The sequence below is a fragment of the Roseivirga sp. AWQ4_251 genome, from assembly GCF_056158225.1.
Genome location: NZ_JBSWSW010000002.1, coordinates 1,221,566 through 1,239,954 on the forward strand (window position 1 = coordinate 1,221,566; position 18,389 = coordinate 1,239,954).

Below are 18,389 nucleotides of genomic sequence, written 5' to 3' on the forward strand. Positions count from 1 at the left end.
GAAGTTTTAGCAGCTAATTTTGTCGACTCTTCTTTGGTGGCGACCTCCTTCGAATTCAGTTTCAATAAAGGCCTTAGTCATTTCTTCGGCTAAAGAGTAATCTACAAATCGAGCAGGCAAACAGATTACGTTGGCATTATTGTGTTGCCTTGCCAGTTCTGCAAGCTCAACATTCCAGGTCAAAGCAGCTCTAATATGTTGGTGCTTATTGGCCGTCATGCAAACACCATTTCCACTACCGCAAATGGCTACTCCCAAATCAACCTCACCAGCTTCGATGGCCAAAGCCATAGGATGAATGTAATCTGGATAATCAACAGAATCGCTAGAATTTGGGCCAAAATCCTTCACTTCGTAACCCAAACCTTCAAGAAAAGGAATGATTCGAGCTTTGTATTCAAATCCAGCGTGATCTCCGCCTACTCCTATTTTTTTGATTGGATTACTCATTTGCTTGTTTTTGTTGTCTTTCAATTCTCTTGGTAATAACAATACTAGCTTCATAAAGTGCCACAATCGGGATTGAAACTAGAATTTGGCTCATAACATCTGGCGGTGTAATTACTGCCGAAATAATCAGGATAGCCACGAAAGCATGTCTTCGATAACTCTTCATTAAAGCTGAAGACACTAAACCAGCTTTTGCTAGAAAATATGAAACCACCGGAAGTTGAAACATAAATCCACAAGCCAGAACAAGTGTAACTTCAGTACTCATTAAAGAGCTGATATCGATAATATTCGGCACAAAATCACTTACTCTATAATTTGCTAAGAAATTGATAGACAATGGGGTAACAACATAGTAGCCGAACAAAATTCCTGAAATAAATAGGAAAGAAACTACTATAACCGCTCCTCTTGACGCCTTCTTCTCTTGATCTCTTAAGCCTGGTTTTACAAACCTCCATATTTCCCAAAAGGTATATGGAAAGGCCAAAACCAAACCAATCACCAGAGAAGTCATGATGTGAACCGTAAACTGACCTGTTAGCTGTCTGTTCTGAAAGGTGATAGGAATTTCGTCAATGCAGAGGGACGCGGTACCTAAACTATCCGAAAGCTTACATAACATTTTGTACGTCCAAAAATCGGGTTGTGTAGGCCCGAAAATCACCGTATCGAAAACGAAACCTCTAAATAGAAAGGCAAGAACTGAAAATACCAAAATGGAAATTACTGATCGCACCAAATGCCATCTCAGTTCCTCAAGATGGTCCAAAAAGCCCATCTCGCCATTATTATCCTCTAATTGATCTAGTGCCAAAGTTTAGGCTTGAAAAAGTGGAAAATCACGTAACCAATTGTTCACCTCTGAACGAATTGCCGAAAGTTTGGTATCATTTTCATGGTTTGAAAGTGATGAATCGATTAACTCAACAATTTTTTCCATATCTGTCTCAATCAAGCCACGAGTTGTAATTGCCGCGGTACCCAAACGCATTCCAGAAGTAACGAATGGAGATTTATCGTCAAAAGGCACCATATTTTTATTGATAGTAATATCAGCCTTACCTAAAGTAGCTTCAGCAATTTTACCGGTTAATCCTTTCGATCTAAGGTCGATAAGCATTAAGTGGTTGTCTGTTCCTCCTGAAATAATTTTATAACCCAAATCGGTAAAACCTTTGGCCATTACCTCAGCATTTTTCTTAACCTGAAGAATATAATTCATGTATTCATCAGTTAAAGCTTCGCCAAAAGCAACCGCTTTTGCCGCAATCACGTGTTCTAACGGGCCTCCTTGCGTACCAGGGAAAACTCCAGAATCAAGCAATTGGCTCATCATTCTAAGTTCTCCTTTAGGAGTTTTCAAGCCCCAAGGGTTTTCAAAGTCCTTTCTTAACATGATAAGACCTCCACGTGGGCCTCTTAAAGTCTTATGAGTTGTGGTAGTCACTATATGACAGTGTTCCAAAGGATCGTTCAAAATTCCTCTTGCAATAAGCCCTGAAGGGTGAGAAATATCGGCTAGCAAAATCGCTCCAACTTGATCTGCAATATCTCTCAGGCGAGCATAATCCCAATCTCTACTGTAAGCAGAAGCACCGCAAATAATCATTTTAGGTCTTTCCTGAAGAGCGGTTGCTTCAACCTTGTCCCAGTCAATTAAACCAGTCTCCTGTTCTACTCCGTAGAAAAATGGCTGATAGAGCTTTCCGGAAAAATTAACAGAAGAACCATGAGTTAAGTGACCACCATGGGAAAGATCGAATCCAAGAATTTTGTCACCAGGATTTAAGCAAGCTAACATAACGGCTGCATTTGCTTGGGCACCAGAATGAGGCTGAACATTGGCCCAATCTGCACCAAAAAGCTCCTTAATTCTAGAAATGGCTAAAGATTCAACTTCATCTACAACTTCACAACCTCCATAATACCTTTTGCCAGGAAGGCCTTCAGCATATTTATTGGTTAAAACAGAACCCATAGCTTCCATTACCTGATCAGAAACGTAGTTTTCCGAAGCGATAAGTTCTATGCCTTCTGTTTGTCTGTGATGTTCTTTTTTGATGAGTTCAAATATTGCGGTATCTCTTTGCATGCCGGTGGGTCTTATTTCGGTCAAAATTAATTCAACCTAATTGAATTACCAACCACAGATTTGAACACTATGTGAAAGAGTTTAGCGCTGCACACCTACAGCATCCGTAATCGTATTGATTACTTGGGTGTGAGTAAATGGTTTTCCTATATATCCATTCATTCCAGCAGCTTCAATATCTGCTTGAACATCATTATAAGAATATGTTGTGTAGGCTAATATTGGAATATTTCTTTCTTGATAGGTTTCAGAAGACTGAATCAGCTGAGTTGCCTGAAAACCATTCATATTAGGCATATGGAGATCCATTAAAATCAAGTCGATTTTTTCTCTTTCAAATACTTTGAGTGCATCATCGGCATTTAAGCATTTGTAAGATTTACCTCCAAATTTTGCTAAGGTTTTGTCGGCTACCGTAAGGTTAATGGGGTTGTCGTCTACTACCAAAAAAGTGTATCCCTTCAGTAATTCTTGATCTTTATGATTAACATTAAATGCGTTTTCACTTGGAAAAGTGTCTTCCAATAAGTGAATTTTGTCATCAATTAAATAGTAAGCCGCCCCTTTCAAAATTTCCTCCTTTTAGTAGTTAATGATTTCACATCCAAAAAGTCACCCTCGCAAACCATTTTTTTGTTGTTGTCCAAATAATAAAAGGTTTTACATCAAAAAATATTAATAACCAGCCATGATTGATAAATTAAACCTAAAGTTTATTCAATTAACTTTGATGCATTGATTTAAGGTAGCTAGAAAAAAAATTAAAAAAAACTCAACGAGTTGGGTGACTTTTAAAGACTAAAATCATTAATGAAAGAAGGCATAAGTGAGAAAGGTCTCATTCAAAGATTGAGACAAGGTGATAAAACAGCATTGGAGCAAGTGTATTCACAATACAGGAGCAGTTTTTTAGCCTTTATCACCAACACGCATAATTGCAGCCAAGAAGAAGCAATAGATGTTTATCAGTATGCCATCATATCATTCTACGAAAATGTCGTAGACGGGAGTTTCGAGGAAATGAATTCTGCGGGGATCAAAACATACCTTTATTCAATAGGTAAAAATAAGTTTTTAGGCGACCTAAGAAGGAGAAACAAAATTTCTCTACAAGAATCATTTAATGAAGAAGACTTGATTGAATCGGACAATGAATTTGAGCTTGAAAAAGCAGAACAGTTCGAGAAGGTCAAGGAAATCATTTCAAAACTCGGAAACCCATGTAAGAGAATTTTAGAGCTATTTTATTTCAATAAACTCTCCAACGATGAGATTTCTGAAATAATGGGCTATAGTAACGGAAACACGGTTAAGAATTTAAAGTACAAGTGTATCCAAAGAATAAGGAAACTTATTGAATAAGCTTTTATGAAAGACAACCTCAACTTGATTGATTCTTATTTCAATGGCGAACTAAGTGCCAGTGAACAGGCAGATTTCGATAAAAGATTGAATGAAGACCTAGAGTTTCAATCAGACTTCCAAGAAATTAAATTGATTCGCGAAGTTGTTGTTCGCAACAGCAGAAGCGAAATGCTAGAATTTCTTCAGGATAAAGAAGCCTCAATTCAAAACAAAGAAGTAAATAAAACCCACACTACTATGAAAAAGTACATTTCCATTGCAGCTGGTCTGCTATTGGTTGTGTCAATTACTTATTTAACCATCTTCAATGGGTCAGGCCAAATAGATGGTGAAAAAGTATTTGAAAGCTACTATCACACTTACCCTAACATCGCTCAAGGCGCTGAAAGGGGTGCGGCAGTAGATTTGACCAACCTAAAGTCTCAAGCATATTATGCTTACGACTTGAGCAATTTTGCTCAAGCTGAATCAAGTTTTGAAAAACTTGTTGAAGTAGAAAAATCAGCAGATAACTATTTCTATTTAGGTCTTTCCAACATCGAAACAGGAACCCTAAAGTCTGCAGTTAAGAATCTCAATACGGTTATTAACAATTTTAGAGAATACACTGAGCAAGCTCAATGGTTCTTAGCTCTTACTTTATTGAAAGATAATAAAAATGACGAAGCCATTTCTAATTTAGTCGATTTGGCAGTGAATGGAGATTCTTATAAAGAAGAAAGTTTAAGAATTTTAAGAGAAGTTTTCGACTTTACTTTAGATAGTGGAGTTGTTCTTAAAGTTAGAGTAGAATCTTGTGATCCCGAGGATGACGAATCTCTTAATAATCCAGATGGTGCCTCATTCATAGGAAAAAGGAAATACCAAATGGGTGAATTGTTAGATGAAAATAGTGGATTAGTTTATCTATATTTTAATGACAGACCTATAGATGGTCTTAAACGAGGAGATATCGTTGAATGCGTGATAATAAGAAAAGCTTCAAAAAACAATAAAGGTTTTGCCTTTATACTTGGATAAAATTCCATATACACACATACACACACACTTAAAAGGAAAGTTTAGAAGCTTTCCTTTTTTTATACCTTAGGAATAACGACAAAAGCATAAAGAATACAAAAAATAGAGAAATCATCACTGTGGTCGATAATTGTGAAGTCTCCTCTCTAATTTTAATTGGAGATCCTAATGTTATAAAAGCAGCCCAGAAGTAAGGATGGCTAGTATAGTTATCTGAGGTTTGTAAGTATTCCTTCTTAGTTTGTGCTAGTGCCTCATCAACAGATAAGTTTTTCTCATTGAGGTTGGAATGAAAATTTACCATTAAGTCCGATGTAATTCTATCATTAACGCTCCACAAACTCATAACAACAGAAGGTACTCCAACTAAAATAAACCCCCGCGCAATACTAAAGGCACCTTCTCCCTTATTGATTTTGCCTAAACCACTTTCACACGCACTTAAGACAGCCAATCTAGCTTGTAAGCCAGCTAAATAGAGATCGTTAGTCCTAAGTGTATTATTCTCTGAACCGTTAAAAATTAACTTAGAATTATACTGACCTGATGTGTCCGCTATTCCGTGAATGGCTAGATGTAGAATATCATAATCTCTGGCAAAATTCACGAATGTATTCTTACTACTTTCTGATCCTAAGTAATAATCGCCTTCAACTTTAGATTGTAGAAACTTAATCTCCTTCTCGGTTCCTGGAAGAGAAGACATATTAGAAGAAGATTGACTGTAGCCCATGCCCAAAAGATTTTTCTCTGCAATCCTGTTCATTTTCAAATCTATATTTTTCAGAGAAGTAAAAGCATAATTGACAGAATAATCCTTAGCTAGATATTTCAAATTTTTAAAGGATTTTTCATTTATTGCTGAATCGGTAATTAGCACCTCAAAGGGTAATCTTGATAAAAAGTCATCAGGAATAACTACTAACTCATTAATATTTTCACCCATTTCTGATAATACCGGCTGTAAAAGTATTTTATACAAATTATATGAGCTAATTGTAAACTGATTTAAACGGATATCATAATTTTCATACTGTGGGGGTGAACTAATCTCGTTAATAACAGTCTCAAAATTCTTTATCAAGTTGGAATCCAATTCGATTTTATAGATAGCACTTTTTGATTTAGATGAGCTTAGAATGAAAATCTGTTCTTCTCCAACAAAATATTCTACCCGTGCTTGGTTCGGTCTTAATTTTGCTTTTTCCCAATTCTCTCTCTTAATTAAAAAATCATCATCATACTCATTTACTTTTAAGAAATTTGATATACTATCCTTCAAAGACATCAACTGAATTGAGCTCTCTGATAATCTTTGACTCAGGTTTTCTAGGGTATCAACTTTAACATTAAAATGATCTAGCACGCCATTGAATGTTGAACTTAAATTTTCAATTTCCTGCATTCTTGCATAATATTCAGATTTCAAGTTTTGTGGTACTCTTGGATTTTGAATTTTTTCAAAATCTCCTGCTTGTTCAAGCAATAAAACAGCCTTACTCAAAGCAAAAAACTTACTTGCGCTTTCTAAGCCCAGTTCAATTTTGCCGTTCTTATACAAGTAATAAGAAGCTCTTATTCCAGCTTCGTATAATGGTCTAAAATCCCGAGAAAGGAATAGGTTACCCTCAGCCTGTATTAATTCTTTTCTGTTTTGAATCAAAAGTGAATCAATTGAAAAAGCATACTCTATAGCAGATATATTTAGATCTAGATTATCTTGATCAGCATTCTCATAATAATTAATCAAGGCTACAGTCTTGTCCATAAGAGCAAGAAGAGTTTCTAGAGGTAACTTTTCTTCTTCAAACTGAGGAAAGGACATAATATTCTCTGATGAATAAGATGGGATACCGTTCTTCACAGCAGAATCATAGTATGATAAGGAAAGTTTATAATCACCATTTCTCTCATAAATTGAGCCTGCCATCCTGTAAATCAATTCAGATTCTTTATTTGGATACCCGAGAAGGTTCTTAGTTTCATTTAATGCAGTCTTTAAATTACTCTGAGATAGTTTCATCTCATCAATATTAGCATAGCAAACGGCTAAATTAGTTCTGAAGCTTAACGCAGCTAGCATATCATCAACAGAGTTTATAGTTTGTTGATTCAAAAGCCTCCGATATATATCTATAGCTTCAGAATATCGCCCAAGCCCTATCAACAAAGCTGCCTTAATGTTATATATCGCTTGAAGTTCAATCTCGGAAGAGAGTTGTGACATATTGACTTTTCCTAGTAAATCATTGCATATTTTCAACCCCTTTTCATATTCATCCATCTGATAAAGAACGAGAATCAAGCTGAAATGACCCTTTATAAATGATGCTGTAGAAATGAACTCTTTATATTGCTCTGTGTAACTTGCTGCCTCCACAGCTGATGCTAATGCTTGTTTTAGGTCACCCTTTTGCATATACAAATAAGGAGAATCCTTTAATAGCTCCGCCATTTCTTTGTGCCCCTTACCTGTGGCTTTGGATAAAGAGAGTCTTTCTCTTAAATATTTGGTTAATGTATCTAAACTTAGTTGGCCATAGCTATATGCATAATATTTATAATCAACAATGTCCTTGTAAAGAAGAGAATCGTAACTCTTGGCAGATGCATAGATCAATTGAGCCGAATCGAAAAGTACCGCAGCAGTATAAGCCCTTCTCTGTCTGTGCCAAATTACTCCCTTTCTGAAATAAGATTTGGCCAAAAGCATATGATCTTCTCCCAAATGATTTTTTGCGATATCAATGGCTTTGTCTATTTGTATCAGAGCTAAGGAATCTTGCTTCTGAATTCTATAAGCATTGGATTGTTTTTCTAAAAGGAAAACCATGGTTTCGTAGTCTTCATTTTTGCGAGCTTGTTCTATTGCATTTTCCAGAAAGTCCATTGCCTTATCTTTATCTTTACTCCAAAGATTTTGAAAGGTATCGGCACTTTCTGACTTAAACTCATATGGAGTTTTAACCTTTTTAAAATCTGAATCTTGGGCTTTGAGATGAAAGCTAAAAAGGCTGGTAAATAAGAGAAATATCAAGAAGCCGTGGTATTGAAACGGCCTGGTTTCAGTATATAGAGTGCTCATATCTGCTAGTTGGAGTGAACTATCCGAAAAAATAACAAGAATGCATAGTAGTTCCAAACGCTATGATTTAGCAACAATGTGACATACTTAAAGTTATGGGCATATGAGATTAAAATTCACAACTCAAGTTGAGCAAAGCTTCACTTCAGTTTATCACGGATTTGATGAATCACTCTTCAAAGCATTAAGCCCTCCTTTTCCAAAACTTGAACTGCTAAGGTTCGATGGCTCAGAAAAAGGTGACATCGTATCGCTAAGGCTAAACTTCATTTTATTCAAGCAACTATGGACAAGTGAAATCATAGAAAGCCATTTTGAAAAGGATCGATTTGTGTTTGTTGATGAAGGGAAGGAACTGCCCTTTTTCTTAAAAAAGTGGAATCATACTCATAGTATTATTTCAAATAATAATGAAACTTTAATTATTGATGAGATAAGATTTGAATCTCATAATTTGTTTTTGACCATTTTAGTTTCTCCCTTATTATTCTTACAATTCTTATATCGAAAGCCAGTTTACAGAAGACTATTTCGTCAATAATAATTAACACAAAAACATATTATGTAAGGGTTTACTTTGATTGGGATGTTATCCATTTACGTTCTTTTCCGTATATCTGCATAACTCTGCTCACATGATTGCTCACAAAAGATATATCATACTTATTGCTGCATTGGTATTTCAAATGAAAACGCACGGACAAAACCCACTAGGTTTTGATCTTGAAAACCATGCGAACAAAGTAGAATTGACCTTTAAGAATGAGAGCAATCTTATGCTCATTCCCATTAAGGTCAATGGAGAAGGGCCTTTCAATTTTATACTGGATACGGGTTCGGAATCCGGGATGATCTTCGATAAACTTATTATTGGAGAGCATAACTTAGTCAATGCGCGAACCATTCCAATCTTTTCGCCCTCTGGCCAAAAAGTTACCGACATTTGGGTTGCCAATAACATTAACATTCATTTTTCTGGTGTTAAAGCAAAGGATCAGTCCATGCTGGTGCTTCAAGAAAACTTTGTTGATATAGAAAATGTATTGGGCATATCAGCAGATGGTATTTTAGGCTCTGAAATTTTTAATCGATTTATCGTGGAAATCGATTACACACAAACCAAAGTTACACTTCACAAGCCCAATCGCTTCAAAGTCCCAAAGGGTTATAAAAGAATCCCGATTTCAATCGAAAATTTTAGGCCATTTGTAAATGTCCACATCAAACAAAAAGGTGAAGAGCCAATCGATGTAAAACTATTGGTAGACACCGGGGCAAGCAGTGCTATTTTTCTAGACGCAGACAATAACGATGATGTGGTTCTCCCTGATCGAACAGTTGAGCATGTTGTCGGCAGAGGAATTGCTGGAGTGATCAATGGAAAAGTGGGTAGATTAAAAAAAATCAAACTTGGTAAATATAAGTTCAAAAAAATCTTAACCTCCTACCCAATAGACTGGTACATTGGAAATAATAATTCAAAATTAAAGTCAGGAAGGCAAATACGATACGGTACTATTGGAGCTGATATTTTCTCCCGCTTTCACGTTATTTTCGATTACAATAATGGCTTTATGTACCTAAAGCCTAATACACATTATCATGAGCCTTTTAAATTCAATACCATAGGCATGAATGTTCTAGCCCATGGAGAACAGCTCAACTCTTATTTTATTAATGATATTATCCCAAACTCGCCTGCAGAAAAAGCGGGCTTAGAAATTGGAGATGAAGTTATCGCTCTTAATGGTAGCCCAGCCTTCTTTTTCGATTTATCAGAAGTAAATGAAATTCTGAAAAAAGCACCTGGAAATCGACTAAATCTAATTATTAGAAGGGAAGGGCAAGAACTTATTCAGGTAAAACTGAAGCACTCTAAGATCTTATAAAAAAGAAAAGGTGGTCAATTGACCACCTTCTTTATTTCTGACTTTGCTCGATCTATTATTTAGGATCAAGAATGTCATTTACTCTTTGAAGCGCATCTTCCAAGTGAATTTTAGACATTCTGTCTGAAGTTCTTGGAATAGCAGCCTTAATTCTTGATTGAAGTGTTTTAAGCTCAGCTCTTACCACAGGTCTGATATCTGATTGGCTTGCATCGATTCCAGGACCAAAATATGCTCTAAATTGAGAAGGAACAGGATCCATCTCTTCGGTCATTAGTTCTTCAAGCTTTTCAATGTGCGCTCTCTGAAGATTTCTTCTGTATGTATCTATAGTTTTTCCTCCTGAAAGCTCAGACCAAATACCATTTCTAATATCGGCAAAAAGGTCTAATAATCCGTAAGCCTCAGAACCATTCAATGTTTGGTTTTCGATAACTCTGCCAAGCTTTCTCCATTCTAGAAGAGAATTTAAGGTGTTTACCTGCATCGATCTCATGGTCTCAACAGCACCATAATCTTGAAGTCTGTTCAAAATTTCTTTGTCCATCATCCATTTTGGCGTGTTGAAAAGCTGATCGTTCAAGAACTGGACTGCTTCTTTTTGCTTGGCTTTTGGAGCTGGTGTGTAAACGGCACCTTCTTGATCAACAGTTTTGTAATCTTCTTTTACACCACCAACATAACGGCCTACATGGCCCATGTAACGGTTGAATTGTGCTTGAACTTCGCCATACATTTCTTCCAATTCAGAATAATCAGAACCAGGAACATATGTCCATTTCTTAAGGCTCTTCATAATAGTCTTCAGGTTGTTGATACCATAGTTACTTGCCTTCATAGCATCGTCACCTAAATCTTCGCTTTGAGCGGTATAGTCATTGTTGTTGCCTTGACGACCGTATCTGTACAAAGGATTTCCTTTTTTATCTTCAATCCACTTTCTCAAAGTAGGGAGTTCTTCTTCTGGAGTTTTAGCATCCAAAATTGGTCTATAACCCCAAGCAATAGCGTACTTATCGTAGATACCGATGTTTGGCATTAAAGCAACGCCTTCGTCACCTGGTTGAGCAATGTAGTTGAAACGAGCATAGTCCATAATTGAAGGAGCAGTACCCATTTTCTGAGTAAATGAAGCTGAACGCAAAGAATCTACAGGATAAGCAACACTTGAACCGAAGTTGTGTGGCAAACCTAAGGTGTGGCCCACTTCGTGCGAAGAAACGAAACGAATCAAACGAGACATTACTGCATCGTCAAATTCTGGACGCTGAGCATCTGGGTTAATCGCAGCAGTTTGAACGAAGAACCATCTTCTCAACAAAGACATTACGTTGTGGTACCAGTTGATATCACTTTCCAAAATTTCACCTGAACGAGGATCACTTACGTGAGGTCCGTTCGCGTTTGGAATTGGAGAAGCCAAATAACGAACTACAGAATATCTTACATCTTCTGGGCTCCAATCTGGATCTTCCTCTGGGCTTGGTGCTTCTTTTGCAATAATGGCTTCTTTGAAACCAGCAGCCTCAAAAGCTACTTGCCAATCTTCAATACCATCTTTAATTGCCTGAACCCATTGCTTTGGAGTAGCTCTATCGATGTAGTATACAATTTGCTTTTTAGGAACTACAAGCTCACCTCTTTTGAATTTCTCAATGTCTTCATCTTTAACCTCAAGTCTCCATCTGTCAAGATAAGTAACTGTTTTAGACTGCTGAGCAGTTAAACCGTAATCGGTTGTACCTCTTGCAAACCAACCCACTCTTTCGTCATAAAGCCTTCTTTCCATTGGTACTTCAGGCAAAAGAATCATAGAGTTGCTCATTTCAATAGTAATAGAACCGTCATCACTTGCTGAAGGAGAATTGCCCGCCAAGTAAGTTTTTACGTGTCTCAACTCAATGTTTTCTGGGTAGCTGCTCACTCTGGTTACATAAGAACGGTCGTTATCCAATCTTGTAACTCTGTACTGAGTTCTGTTTCTGTTAGGAAGACCCAAAGGCTTAACATCACTGGTCAACAAAGAAGTAGCATCGATTACTACGCCAGTTGAATCTTTAGAAATAGCTTGAATATCGAAAGCGGCCATAATTGGCTCAAGGTTCGAATTCTTAACTGCCTCGCTAATTGGCAAAGAGTTAGCTGCTGTGATAGTAGTAGAAATGATTCTCAACAAAATTTTGTTGTTCACTCTTTCCCATCTCAACATATCGGTACCGGTTTTTCCACCACCGAAGCCAATTCCTGAAGCAGTTTTGGCAATTCTAGAAACCATAAGCATGTCTCTTCCCAATAAATCGTTAGGGATTTCGAAGAAGTACTTATCGTCAATCTTATGCACAGCGAACAAACCTTCGTCTGTTTCGGCATCTTTAGTAATTACCTCGTCATAAGGTTTTGGCTCACCTTTTTTTGTTTTTGGTTTCGCTGGAGTTGCTGGTTTAGTAGCTTCCGTTTTCTTTTCATCTTTTTTCTTACGCCTTTGCGCAAAAGTGTTGTCCGTTACACCCACCAAAAGAAAAATGAGTGTCGCTAAGGTTAAAACTGACCTTTGCGGAGATTTAAAATTCATTTTCATTCCGTTATAGTAAATAGTTTAATAGAAAGTTAAACTAAGGCCATTTTTTCAGGCCTTAGTCGCTTATTACTTGAAAGGCATGTGATATTTATGAAAGGAAAAACATAAAAATAAACTGTTAGTCTAGCCCTTCGTTCAAAAGAAAATTGGGTTTTAATGCCGAATTTAATCAATTATCCAAGTCACCTTATCTTCAATTGGTTTTCTTAGGCCTTTCGGTAATTTATCGCCTGTAGGTGTACCGATATACAGAAACCCTAGCAGTTGATCGTTCTTCTCTAGTCCAAAAAACTCATTGGCCTCTGGCTTATGTGTAATTCCTCCAGAACCCCAATAGCAGCCAATTCCATAAGCAGTTGCCGTTAAATACATGTTTTGAACGGCCATGGCAACGGCAGAAACTTCTTCGAATTCTGGCACAACTTCGTTTCGTTTCAAACCGATGGCAATAATGTGTGATGCCATTAAGGGTTTGCTTGCCAGTTTTTCAAAAGTTTTTTCGTTGAAATTTCCAGCCTTAGTAGAAAGCTCTTTGTATAAGTTAGCTTGAAAGTCAGCAAGTTTCTTAAGGCCTTCACCTTTGAAAACCACAAACCGCCAAGGTTCTGTAAACTTATGGGTTGGCGCCCAATTCGCATTTTCTAACATCTGGCGAATGATAGTGTCATCCACAACTTCGCCTGAATACATATTGGGAAATATCGATCTTCTATTTTTGATCAGTTCGTTAACTTGTTCAACTGAAAGGTTCATATTACTTATAGTTAAATTTGATTTTAAGTCCGAAGAGAAAATTACGGCCTGGAGCCGGCTGAAAATAGCGATTACCGAAAGCATTTAAATCGTTGCCTAAGCTATAATCCACATCGAATAAATTATTCAAGCCAGCAAAAAGGCTCATGTTCAATTGATCGTTTACATCGAAACCATAATTGTATTTTAAGTTCCATAGGTTGTATGGACGAGAGTAAACCGTATTGGCATCATTAAGAGGAATTACATCGGAATAGTGGTATGTGATATGCATGGCCAAACCACTTTTAAAGTCGAAATGAAAACCTACGTTGGCCACATTTTGTGCTGTTCCGGGAAGCGCATTTCCTGAAAAATCATCTCCATCGTTTATGTAATTTTTATAGATGAAGTCATGGAAAGTGTAAGCAATCGTGGTATTGAATCGCTTAATTCTACCTTCTGGATTATTGATCAAATCTGCGGAAACCTGCGCCTCCACTCCTTCTTGCTGGTTTTGTCCAGCATTTCTGAATAACACAACGCCATCCGAATTGGTGTAAGACGAAATTGATTCCTTAAGGTCTAAACGGAACACGGCCAAATCGAACGACAATCTCGATTGAAGAAGTTTTCCTCTTAAATTCCATTCGTAATTAATGCCTTTTTCTGGTTGAATATCTCGATTGATGCTGCCTTCATTGGTTCTAACTTCGGTAGTGGTTGGGGGAGAAAAACCTTCAGAAACGCTAAAGTGAACCGAAAAATTCTCGTTGAGTTTTCGAGAAACAGATACCCTTGGCGACCAAACGGTTTCAAACTCCTTGTTAAAACGTTGGGGGTTATTGTTCACCTTATCTACTATCCGATCGATGTCGTAATTCAAAGCGTTTCTGCTTACACCAGCCGTTACAAACAGGTTATGCAGGGGTTCGATATTCAATGAAGCGAAGAGTATGGACTGTTTAGAATCGATTTGATCTTCGAAATTGATGGTATCGGCTTCGCCCATTTTGTTGCCGAAATTTTTACCGTTGTAATTCGAGTCTTGAAACTCTGCCCCGAAAACAAAATCGGCTTCATTTTTTAATAAGCTGAAATCCTTCTTCATTTCGAGCCTGCCCCCATAAATATTCTGTTTATCACGTTTATAATCGAGATTGAAAGGGTTTTCGAAATTCATTTTAGAAGCAAAAACCGACAGCTTTCCTTGCCAGCCTTGGCCCCATTCTAGGTCATTACCAAGTTTTACCAGCCAATATTGATTGTCGATAGAAGCGTTTTTGTCGATACTTCCGGGACGCGATTGCTTTCTGTTTTCAGCTCTTTGTTCTGGATTTAGAGCTCCTGGGATTTCATAGAACAAATCGGAATAGAGTAATGAGGCTGAAACGGTTTGTTTGGTGCTTGGAAAAAAGAGAACATCCATCTCAAGATTTTTTCGATCCATAGCGTTGTGCTCGCGGTAACCATCGGCCTTCTGTCTCGAAGCTTTTACCGTAATGCTGCTTTGGCTGTTCATTTGGTTCAATTCCAAATCACTCTTTACCAAGCCATACGAGCCCACCATATTGGAAAGCTGAATGGCATTTTGAAGTTCTCCCGGTTGAGTACTTTTCAACTTAATCACTCCACCTGTTCCTGCTCCATAAATACTACTTGCTGGCCCTTTTATGATTTCAATATTCGAAATGTTGGTCATGTCCAATAAGTTCATAAATGTATTTCCGCCTGGTTCGGTAAATGGAACACCATTCCAATACACTTTTACATTTCTGACCCCAAAAGGTGACCGAACCGAGCTTCCACGAATCGAAATTCGGTAGCTGGCCGCAGCTCTTTCTTCAAAGCGAATTCCGGGCAACGAGTTTACCGATTGAACCAAAGATGTGGGATCATAGGCCTTCAGTTTTGCAGGAGTTAATACGGAAATGGCTCCCGCTTGCTCACTTAAATCCGTATTTCCCAAAAAACCCTCCACTTCTACGGCATTCAATTCCGTAGTTAGCGGTTCAAGCGTAATGGTTTGCCACTGGCCTGGTGAAAGAATAATCTGTGTGCTTTTAAAACTCACATGTGAAATAATGAGGGCAACTTCTTGATCAATATTGAAAACGGCCATTCCACGATCGTTGCTTATTTGACCATCAGCGTTACCACTGATCTTTACGCTCGCTCCTGAAACTGGGCTGGAATTTTGATCGAGAAGAATAACGCCAGATTGAGTTTGCCCAAAAACCGTTGGGCCTGACAGGGCCGAAAAAAACAAAAGGAGTAAACAGAGAAAATTGCGTTGCGTTGACATTGTGGTGTTAACCATGGATTGGAGAAATTAGTGCAGACAGAATTTGTGTCTCTTCATCGACTAAACGGATGAAAGTTCAAATATCAGCCTTTAACGTCTTTTTCATCCTGATTTTAAAAAAAGAAGATGCCTAAATTTTATAGCTGGTTATAAACGGATATAAGTACCTTCATAACTTCCTCTACAAATCCATATCAATTTTGTGGTTGAAGGGTTTATTCAATACGTTCCGATTAATTACTCCAGAACCGATTTATGAAACATTACAAACTCGCTGAAACTAAAAATGACCTTTTGAAAAGACTTGATGAGCATGGCCGAGGCTTGGTGAAAATTGGCGAAAGAAAAATCTGTCTGGTTCAGCACAACGGCAACTTGCATGCTTTCGATCACCTTTGTCCGCACGCCAAACATTCGTTGTTGGAAGGAAAAATCAATTATCAGAATGAAATCATTTGCCCTTTGCATGGCTATAGATATTGTCTGAAAAACGGCACTGAAGGTGAGCAAAGAACAAATGATCTTAGAATTCATCAACTAGAAAGCAGAGATGACGGATTTTTTTTAGGTTTAAATGAATGATTTTCTCTTTAAAAACTAATTGACTATTTTTCAACCTAAGTGGTAGCCAATACAAACATTTTAAGCCCTACAATCTCTACAAAAAGGGTTATTTCCATTGATATTCTTAGGGGAATAGCCTTGCTGGGCATATTGGCCGTAACTATTCAAAGCTATGCCATGCCGGCTTCGGCCATGGTAAACCCAACTTCTTACGAAAAACTAAGCGGAATCGATCTTTACGTTTGGCTCATTAGCCATATTCTTGGCCAAGGCAAATTTGTCGATATATTTTCCATGATGTTTGGAGCCAGCATAATCATGCTATCGCACAAAGCACGAAAAGAACATCTTAGATCGAGCGAACTTCAGTATCGCAGGCTTTTCTGGCTTTTGGTAATTGGGCTTTTGCATGCTTACCTCATTTGGTATCGCGATATTCTTTCTGCATTCGCCATTTGCGGTTTCCTTATGTTTATGCTTCGAAGTAAAAAGAAAGAGAATTTGCTAAGAATTGGACTCTTACTTTTTGCATTGGGTTCAATTTCATATTTAGTTTTTGGCTTTATCATTTCCCGTTGGGAGCCCGAACAGTTTGAAACTTTAAGGTCAGAAATTTGGCATCCTAACAGAGAAAGCATTTCTGAAGAAATAGGTTTTTACACCAGCGTTTGGGAAAGGCAAATGCTAAAACGTTTTCCCGATGCTTTTCAAAGGCAGACCTATACCTTTCTTTTTACCACATTTTGGCGTGTAAGCGGCCTTATGCTCATTGGCATGTTCTTTTATAAGAAGGGGGTTTTTACCTTAAAGCAATCCAGAAAATTCTACGGAAAAATGATTGTTTATGGCTTGGGCATTGGCTTGCCTTTGGTGGTTGTAGGCGTTATTCTAGATTTTAAAGACGGTTGGGATTTTGAGAAAAGCTATTTCTACTATTCTCAATTAAACTATTGGGGAAGTTTACTGATGGCTATCGGTTATATGGGTGTGATTTTGATGCTTTGCAAAATTTCAACCCGAGGTTTTATACCCAAACGAATTGCGCAAGTTGGCCAAATGTCGTTGACCAACTATATACTGCAATCCATTATTTGTTCTTATATTTTCTATGGCCACGGACTAGGCCTTTTTGGCGACCTAGACCGTTCAGCACAAGCGGTTGTCGTTTTCGGCCTATGGATTTTTCTGATTCTGTTTTCCGCCATTTGGCTTAAAATTTTCCGTTTTGGCCCAATGGAATGGATATGGCGTTCTTTAAGCTACGGTCGGTTTTTACCTATCAGAAAACCTTCTTAAACCGCTGCGGTAGCATCGATCAATTCGTCTTGAGCGTTGCTTTTTACCGCGTAGTTAAACCCTTTATGGATGGAATATGCTCCGTATTCGCCAGACTTGCTCAAGGCCAAAAATCCTACCTGCAAATCCATATAGTTATTCTGATATTTTCTGATGATTCGCTCAACCGCTTCTTTACAAGCTTCCATTGGTGGGTAGCCTTGGCGCATCAATTCTACAATCATGTGTGAACCGCAAATTTTAATCACGAACTCACCCAAACCTGTAGCCGTGGCAGCTCCTATTTCATTATCTACATATAATCCCGCACCAATAATTGGCGAGTCTCCTACTCGGCCATGCATTTTCCAAGCAGCACCACTCGTTGTACAGGCTCCCGAAAGATCACCGTCTTCATCTAAAGCCAACATACCGATGGTATCGTGGTTTTCAACATTGATTTTAGGTTTGTATTCCTGATTTTCCAACCACTTTTTCCAAGCGGCTTCCGACTTTGGAGTCAATAAGTTTTCTTCCTTAAAGCCCTTTTCCAAAGCAAATTGCTTTGCGCCTTCTCCTACCAACATTACGTGAGGAGTATCGTCCATCACTTTTCTAGCCACAGAAATAGGATGAACAAAATCTTGTAAGAAAGCCACAGAACCGCAGTTTTCATTATGATCCATGATACAAGCATCCAGCGTTACAAATCCATCGCGATCAGGAAAACCACCAATTCCTACGGTAGCATTATCGGGGTCGGCTTCTGTTACCATTACGCCTTGTTCCACGGCATCAACGGCTTTTCCACCTTTAGAAAGAACATTCCATGCACCGGCATTAGCCGCCATGCCATGGTTCCAAGTAGAAATTACAATAGGTTTTTGAACTACACCGGTTTGTTTGGCACAAGCTATTGTGGCCATACTTCCTGTAGACACTGCTAGGCCTCCTAATAATCCTGATTTGATAAATTTTCTGCGATTACTCATTTGGTCAAAAAGTTTGCGGAATTTAAAGAATTGAGTTGG

The 18,389-nt window shown here is 37.9% G+C and carries 15 protein-coding genes; 6 read left to right on the plus strand and 9 right to left on the minus strand.

All coding sequences use genetic code 11. The features are described from left to right. Positions 1-6 precede the first annotated feature (6 nt). The 4 genes from rpiB to ACXACJ_RS19380 all read right to left on the minus strand — a co-directional run bounded on the left by rpiB (position 7) and on the right by ACXACJ_RS19380 (position 3,115). Positions 7-450 carry a ribose 5-phosphate isomerase B gene (gene rpiB, locus ACXACJ_RS19365; RefSeq protein WP_475136073.1) on the minus strand — a complete coding sequence of 148 codons (444 nt, stop codon included), beginning with the start codon at positions 448-450 and terminating at the stop codon, positions 7-9. Beyond that, on the minus strand, positions 443-1,267 hold the full coding sequence (tatC, locus tag ACXACJ_RS19370) for a twin-arginine translocase subunit TatC (protein WP_475136074.1): 825 nt from the start codon (positions 1,265-1,267) through the stop codon (positions 443-445). The genes rpiB and tatC overlap by 8 nt, the downstream gene beginning before the upstream one ends. A gap of 3 nt (positions 1,268-1,270) precedes the next feature. Beyond that, complete coding sequence (locus ACXACJ_RS19375; RefSeq protein ID WP_475136075.1) at positions 1,271-2,545, minus strand: serine hydroxymethyltransferase; 1,275 nt, start codon at positions 2,543-2,545, stop codon at positions 1,271-1,273. A gap of 81 nt (positions 2,546-2,626) precedes the next feature. Next, positions 2,627-3,115 (minus strand): response regulator, encoded by a 489-nt coding sequence (locus ACXACJ_RS19380; protein WP_475136076.1) that lies wholly within the window; start codon positions 3,113-3,115, stop codon positions 2,627-2,629. Positions 3,116-3,355: 240 nt separating this feature from the next. Here ACXACJ_RS19380 and ACXACJ_RS19385 point away from each other — a divergent pair, with 240 nt between their 5' ends. Together ACXACJ_RS19385 and ACXACJ_RS19390 are read left to right on the plus strand one after the other, a co-directional pair. Then, positions 3,356-3,907, plus strand: a complete 552-nt coding sequence (locus tag ACXACJ_RS19385; RefSeq protein ID WP_475136077.1) for an RNA polymerase sigma factor — start codon at positions 3,356-3,358, stop codon at positions 3,905-3,907. 6 nt (positions 3,908-3,913) lie between these two features. Then, positions 3,914-4,930, plus strand: a complete 1,017-nt coding sequence (locus ACXACJ_RS19390; RefSeq protein WP_475136078.1) for a tetratricopeptide repeat protein — start codon at positions 3,914-3,916, stop codon at positions 4,928-4,930. A 28-nt stretch (positions 4,931-4,958) separates the two neighbouring features. Here ACXACJ_RS19390 and ACXACJ_RS19395 read toward each other — a convergent pair whose 3' ends face one another. Beyond that, entirely contained in the window at positions 4,959-8,015 is a 3,057-nt protein-coding gene (locus ACXACJ_RS19395; RefSeq protein ID WP_475136079.1) for a CHAT domain-containing protein, read from the minus strand. A 103-nt stretch (positions 8,016-8,118) separates the two neighbouring features. On the opposite strand from ACXACJ_RS19395, the gene ACXACJ_RS19400 reads away from it, so the two are divergent. Both ACXACJ_RS19400 and ACXACJ_RS19405 read left to right on the plus strand, forming a co-directional pair. Then, positions 8,119-8,556 carry an SRPBCC family protein gene (locus tag ACXACJ_RS19400; RefSeq protein WP_475136080.1) on the plus strand — a complete coding sequence of 146 codons (438 nt, stop codon included), beginning with the start codon at positions 8,119-8,121 and terminating at the stop codon, positions 8,554-8,556. 94 nt (positions 8,557-8,650) lie between these two features. Next, positions 8,651-9,904: a pepsin/retropepsin-like aspartic protease family protein gene (locus tag ACXACJ_RS19405; protein WP_475136081.1), complete on the plus strand. Its 1,254-nt coding sequence runs from the start codon at positions 8,651-8,653 to the stop codon at positions 9,902-9,904. 55 nt (positions 9,905-9,959) lie between these two features. On the opposite strand, the gene ACXACJ_RS19410 is transcribed toward ACXACJ_RS19405, so the two are convergent. From ACXACJ_RS19410 to ACXACJ_RS19420, 3 genes are all read right to left on the minus strand, one after another. Next, a complete protein-coding gene (locus tag ACXACJ_RS19410; RefSeq protein ID WP_475136082.1) occupies positions 9,960-12,482 on the minus strand; it encodes a zinc-dependent metalloprotease in 2,523 nt (840 codons plus the stop codon). A gap of 165 nt (positions 12,483-12,647) precedes the next feature. Next, positions 12,648-13,235, minus strand: a complete 588-nt coding sequence (locus tag ACXACJ_RS19415) for a nitroreductase family protein (RefSeq protein WP_475136083.1) — start codon at positions 13,233-13,235, stop codon at positions 12,648-12,650. Between the two features lies 1 nt (position 13,236). Further along, positions 13,237-15,519, minus strand: coding sequence for a TonB-dependent receptor domain-containing protein (locus ACXACJ_RS19420; protein ID WP_475136084.1), 2,283 nt, complete (start codon positions 15,517-15,519; stop codon positions 13,237-13,239). A 255-nt stretch (positions 15,520-15,774) separates the two neighbouring features. Here ACXACJ_RS19420 and ACXACJ_RS19425 point away from each other — a divergent pair, with 255 nt between their 5' ends. After that, positions 15,775-16,101 (plus strand): Rieske (2Fe-2S) protein, encoded by a 327-nt coding sequence (locus ACXACJ_RS19425; protein WP_475136085.1) that lies wholly within the window; start codon positions 15,775-15,777, stop codon positions 16,099-16,101. A gap of 39 nt (positions 16,102-16,140) precedes the next feature. Further along, the gene (locus ACXACJ_RS19430) at positions 16,141-17,379 is read left to right on the plus strand and encodes a DUF418 domain-containing protein (protein WP_475136086.1); all 1,239 of its coding nucleotides are present in this window, start codon (positions 16,141-16,143) and stop codon (positions 17,377-17,379) included. Here ACXACJ_RS19430 and ACXACJ_RS19435 read toward each other — a convergent pair. Beyond that, complete coding sequence (locus tag ACXACJ_RS19435) at positions 17,376-18,350, minus strand: isoaspartyl peptidase/L-asparaginase family protein (protein WP_475136087.1); 975 nt, start codon at positions 18,348-18,350, stop codon at positions 17,376-17,378. The genes ACXACJ_RS19430 and ACXACJ_RS19435 overlap by 4 nt on opposite strands. Between the last annotated feature and the right edge of the window lie 39 nt (positions 18,351-18,389).

Excerpts from the sequence above, each read along its gene's own strand:
- rpiB (WP_475136073.1), bottom strand. The coding sequence starts at position 450 with ATGAGTAATCCAATCAAAAAAATAGGAGTAGGCGGAGATCACGCTGGA.
- ACXACJ_RS19375 (WP_475136075.1), bottom strand. The coding sequence starts at position 2,545 with ATGCAAAGAGATACCGCAATATTTGAACTCATCAAAAAAGAACATCAC.
- ACXACJ_RS19385 (WP_475136077.1), top strand. The coding sequence starts at position 3,356 with ATGAAAGAAGGCATAAGTGAGAAAGGTCTCATTCAAAGATTGAGACAA.
- ACXACJ_RS19390 (WP_475136078.1), top strand. The coding sequence starts at position 3,914 with ATGAAAGACAACCTCAACTTGATTGATTCTTATTTCAATGGCGAACTA.
- ACXACJ_RS19395 (WP_475136079.1), bottom strand. The coding sequence starts at position 8,015 with ATGAGCACTCTATATACTGAAACCAGGCCGTTTCAATACCACGGCTTC.
- ACXACJ_RS19400 (WP_475136080.1), top strand. The coding sequence starts at position 8,119 with ATGAGATTAAAATTCACAACTCAAGTTGAGCAAAGCTTCACTTCAGTT.
- ACXACJ_RS19405 (WP_475136081.1), top strand. The coding sequence starts at position 8,651 with ATGATTGCTCACAAAAGATATATCATACTTATTGCTGCATTGGTATTT.
- ACXACJ_RS19410 (WP_475136082.1), bottom strand. The coding sequence starts at position 12,482 with ATGAAAATGAATTTTAAATCTCCGCAAAGGTCAGTTTTAACCTTAGCG.
- ACXACJ_RS19415 (WP_475136083.1), bottom strand. The coding sequence starts at position 13,235 with ATGAACCTTTCAGTTGAACAAGTTAACGAACTGATCAAAAATAGAAGA.
- ACXACJ_RS19420 (WP_475136084.1), bottom strand. The coding sequence starts at position 15,519 with ATGTCAACGCAACGCAATTTTCTCTGTTTACTCCTTTTGTTTTTTTCG.
- ACXACJ_RS19425 (WP_475136085.1), top strand. The coding sequence starts at position 15,775 with ATGAAACATTACAAACTCGCTGAAACTAAAAATGACCTTTTGAAAAGA.
- ACXACJ_RS19435 (WP_475136087.1), bottom strand. The coding sequence starts at position 18,350 with ATGAGTAATCGCAGAAAATTTATCAAATCAGGATTATTAGGAGGCCTA.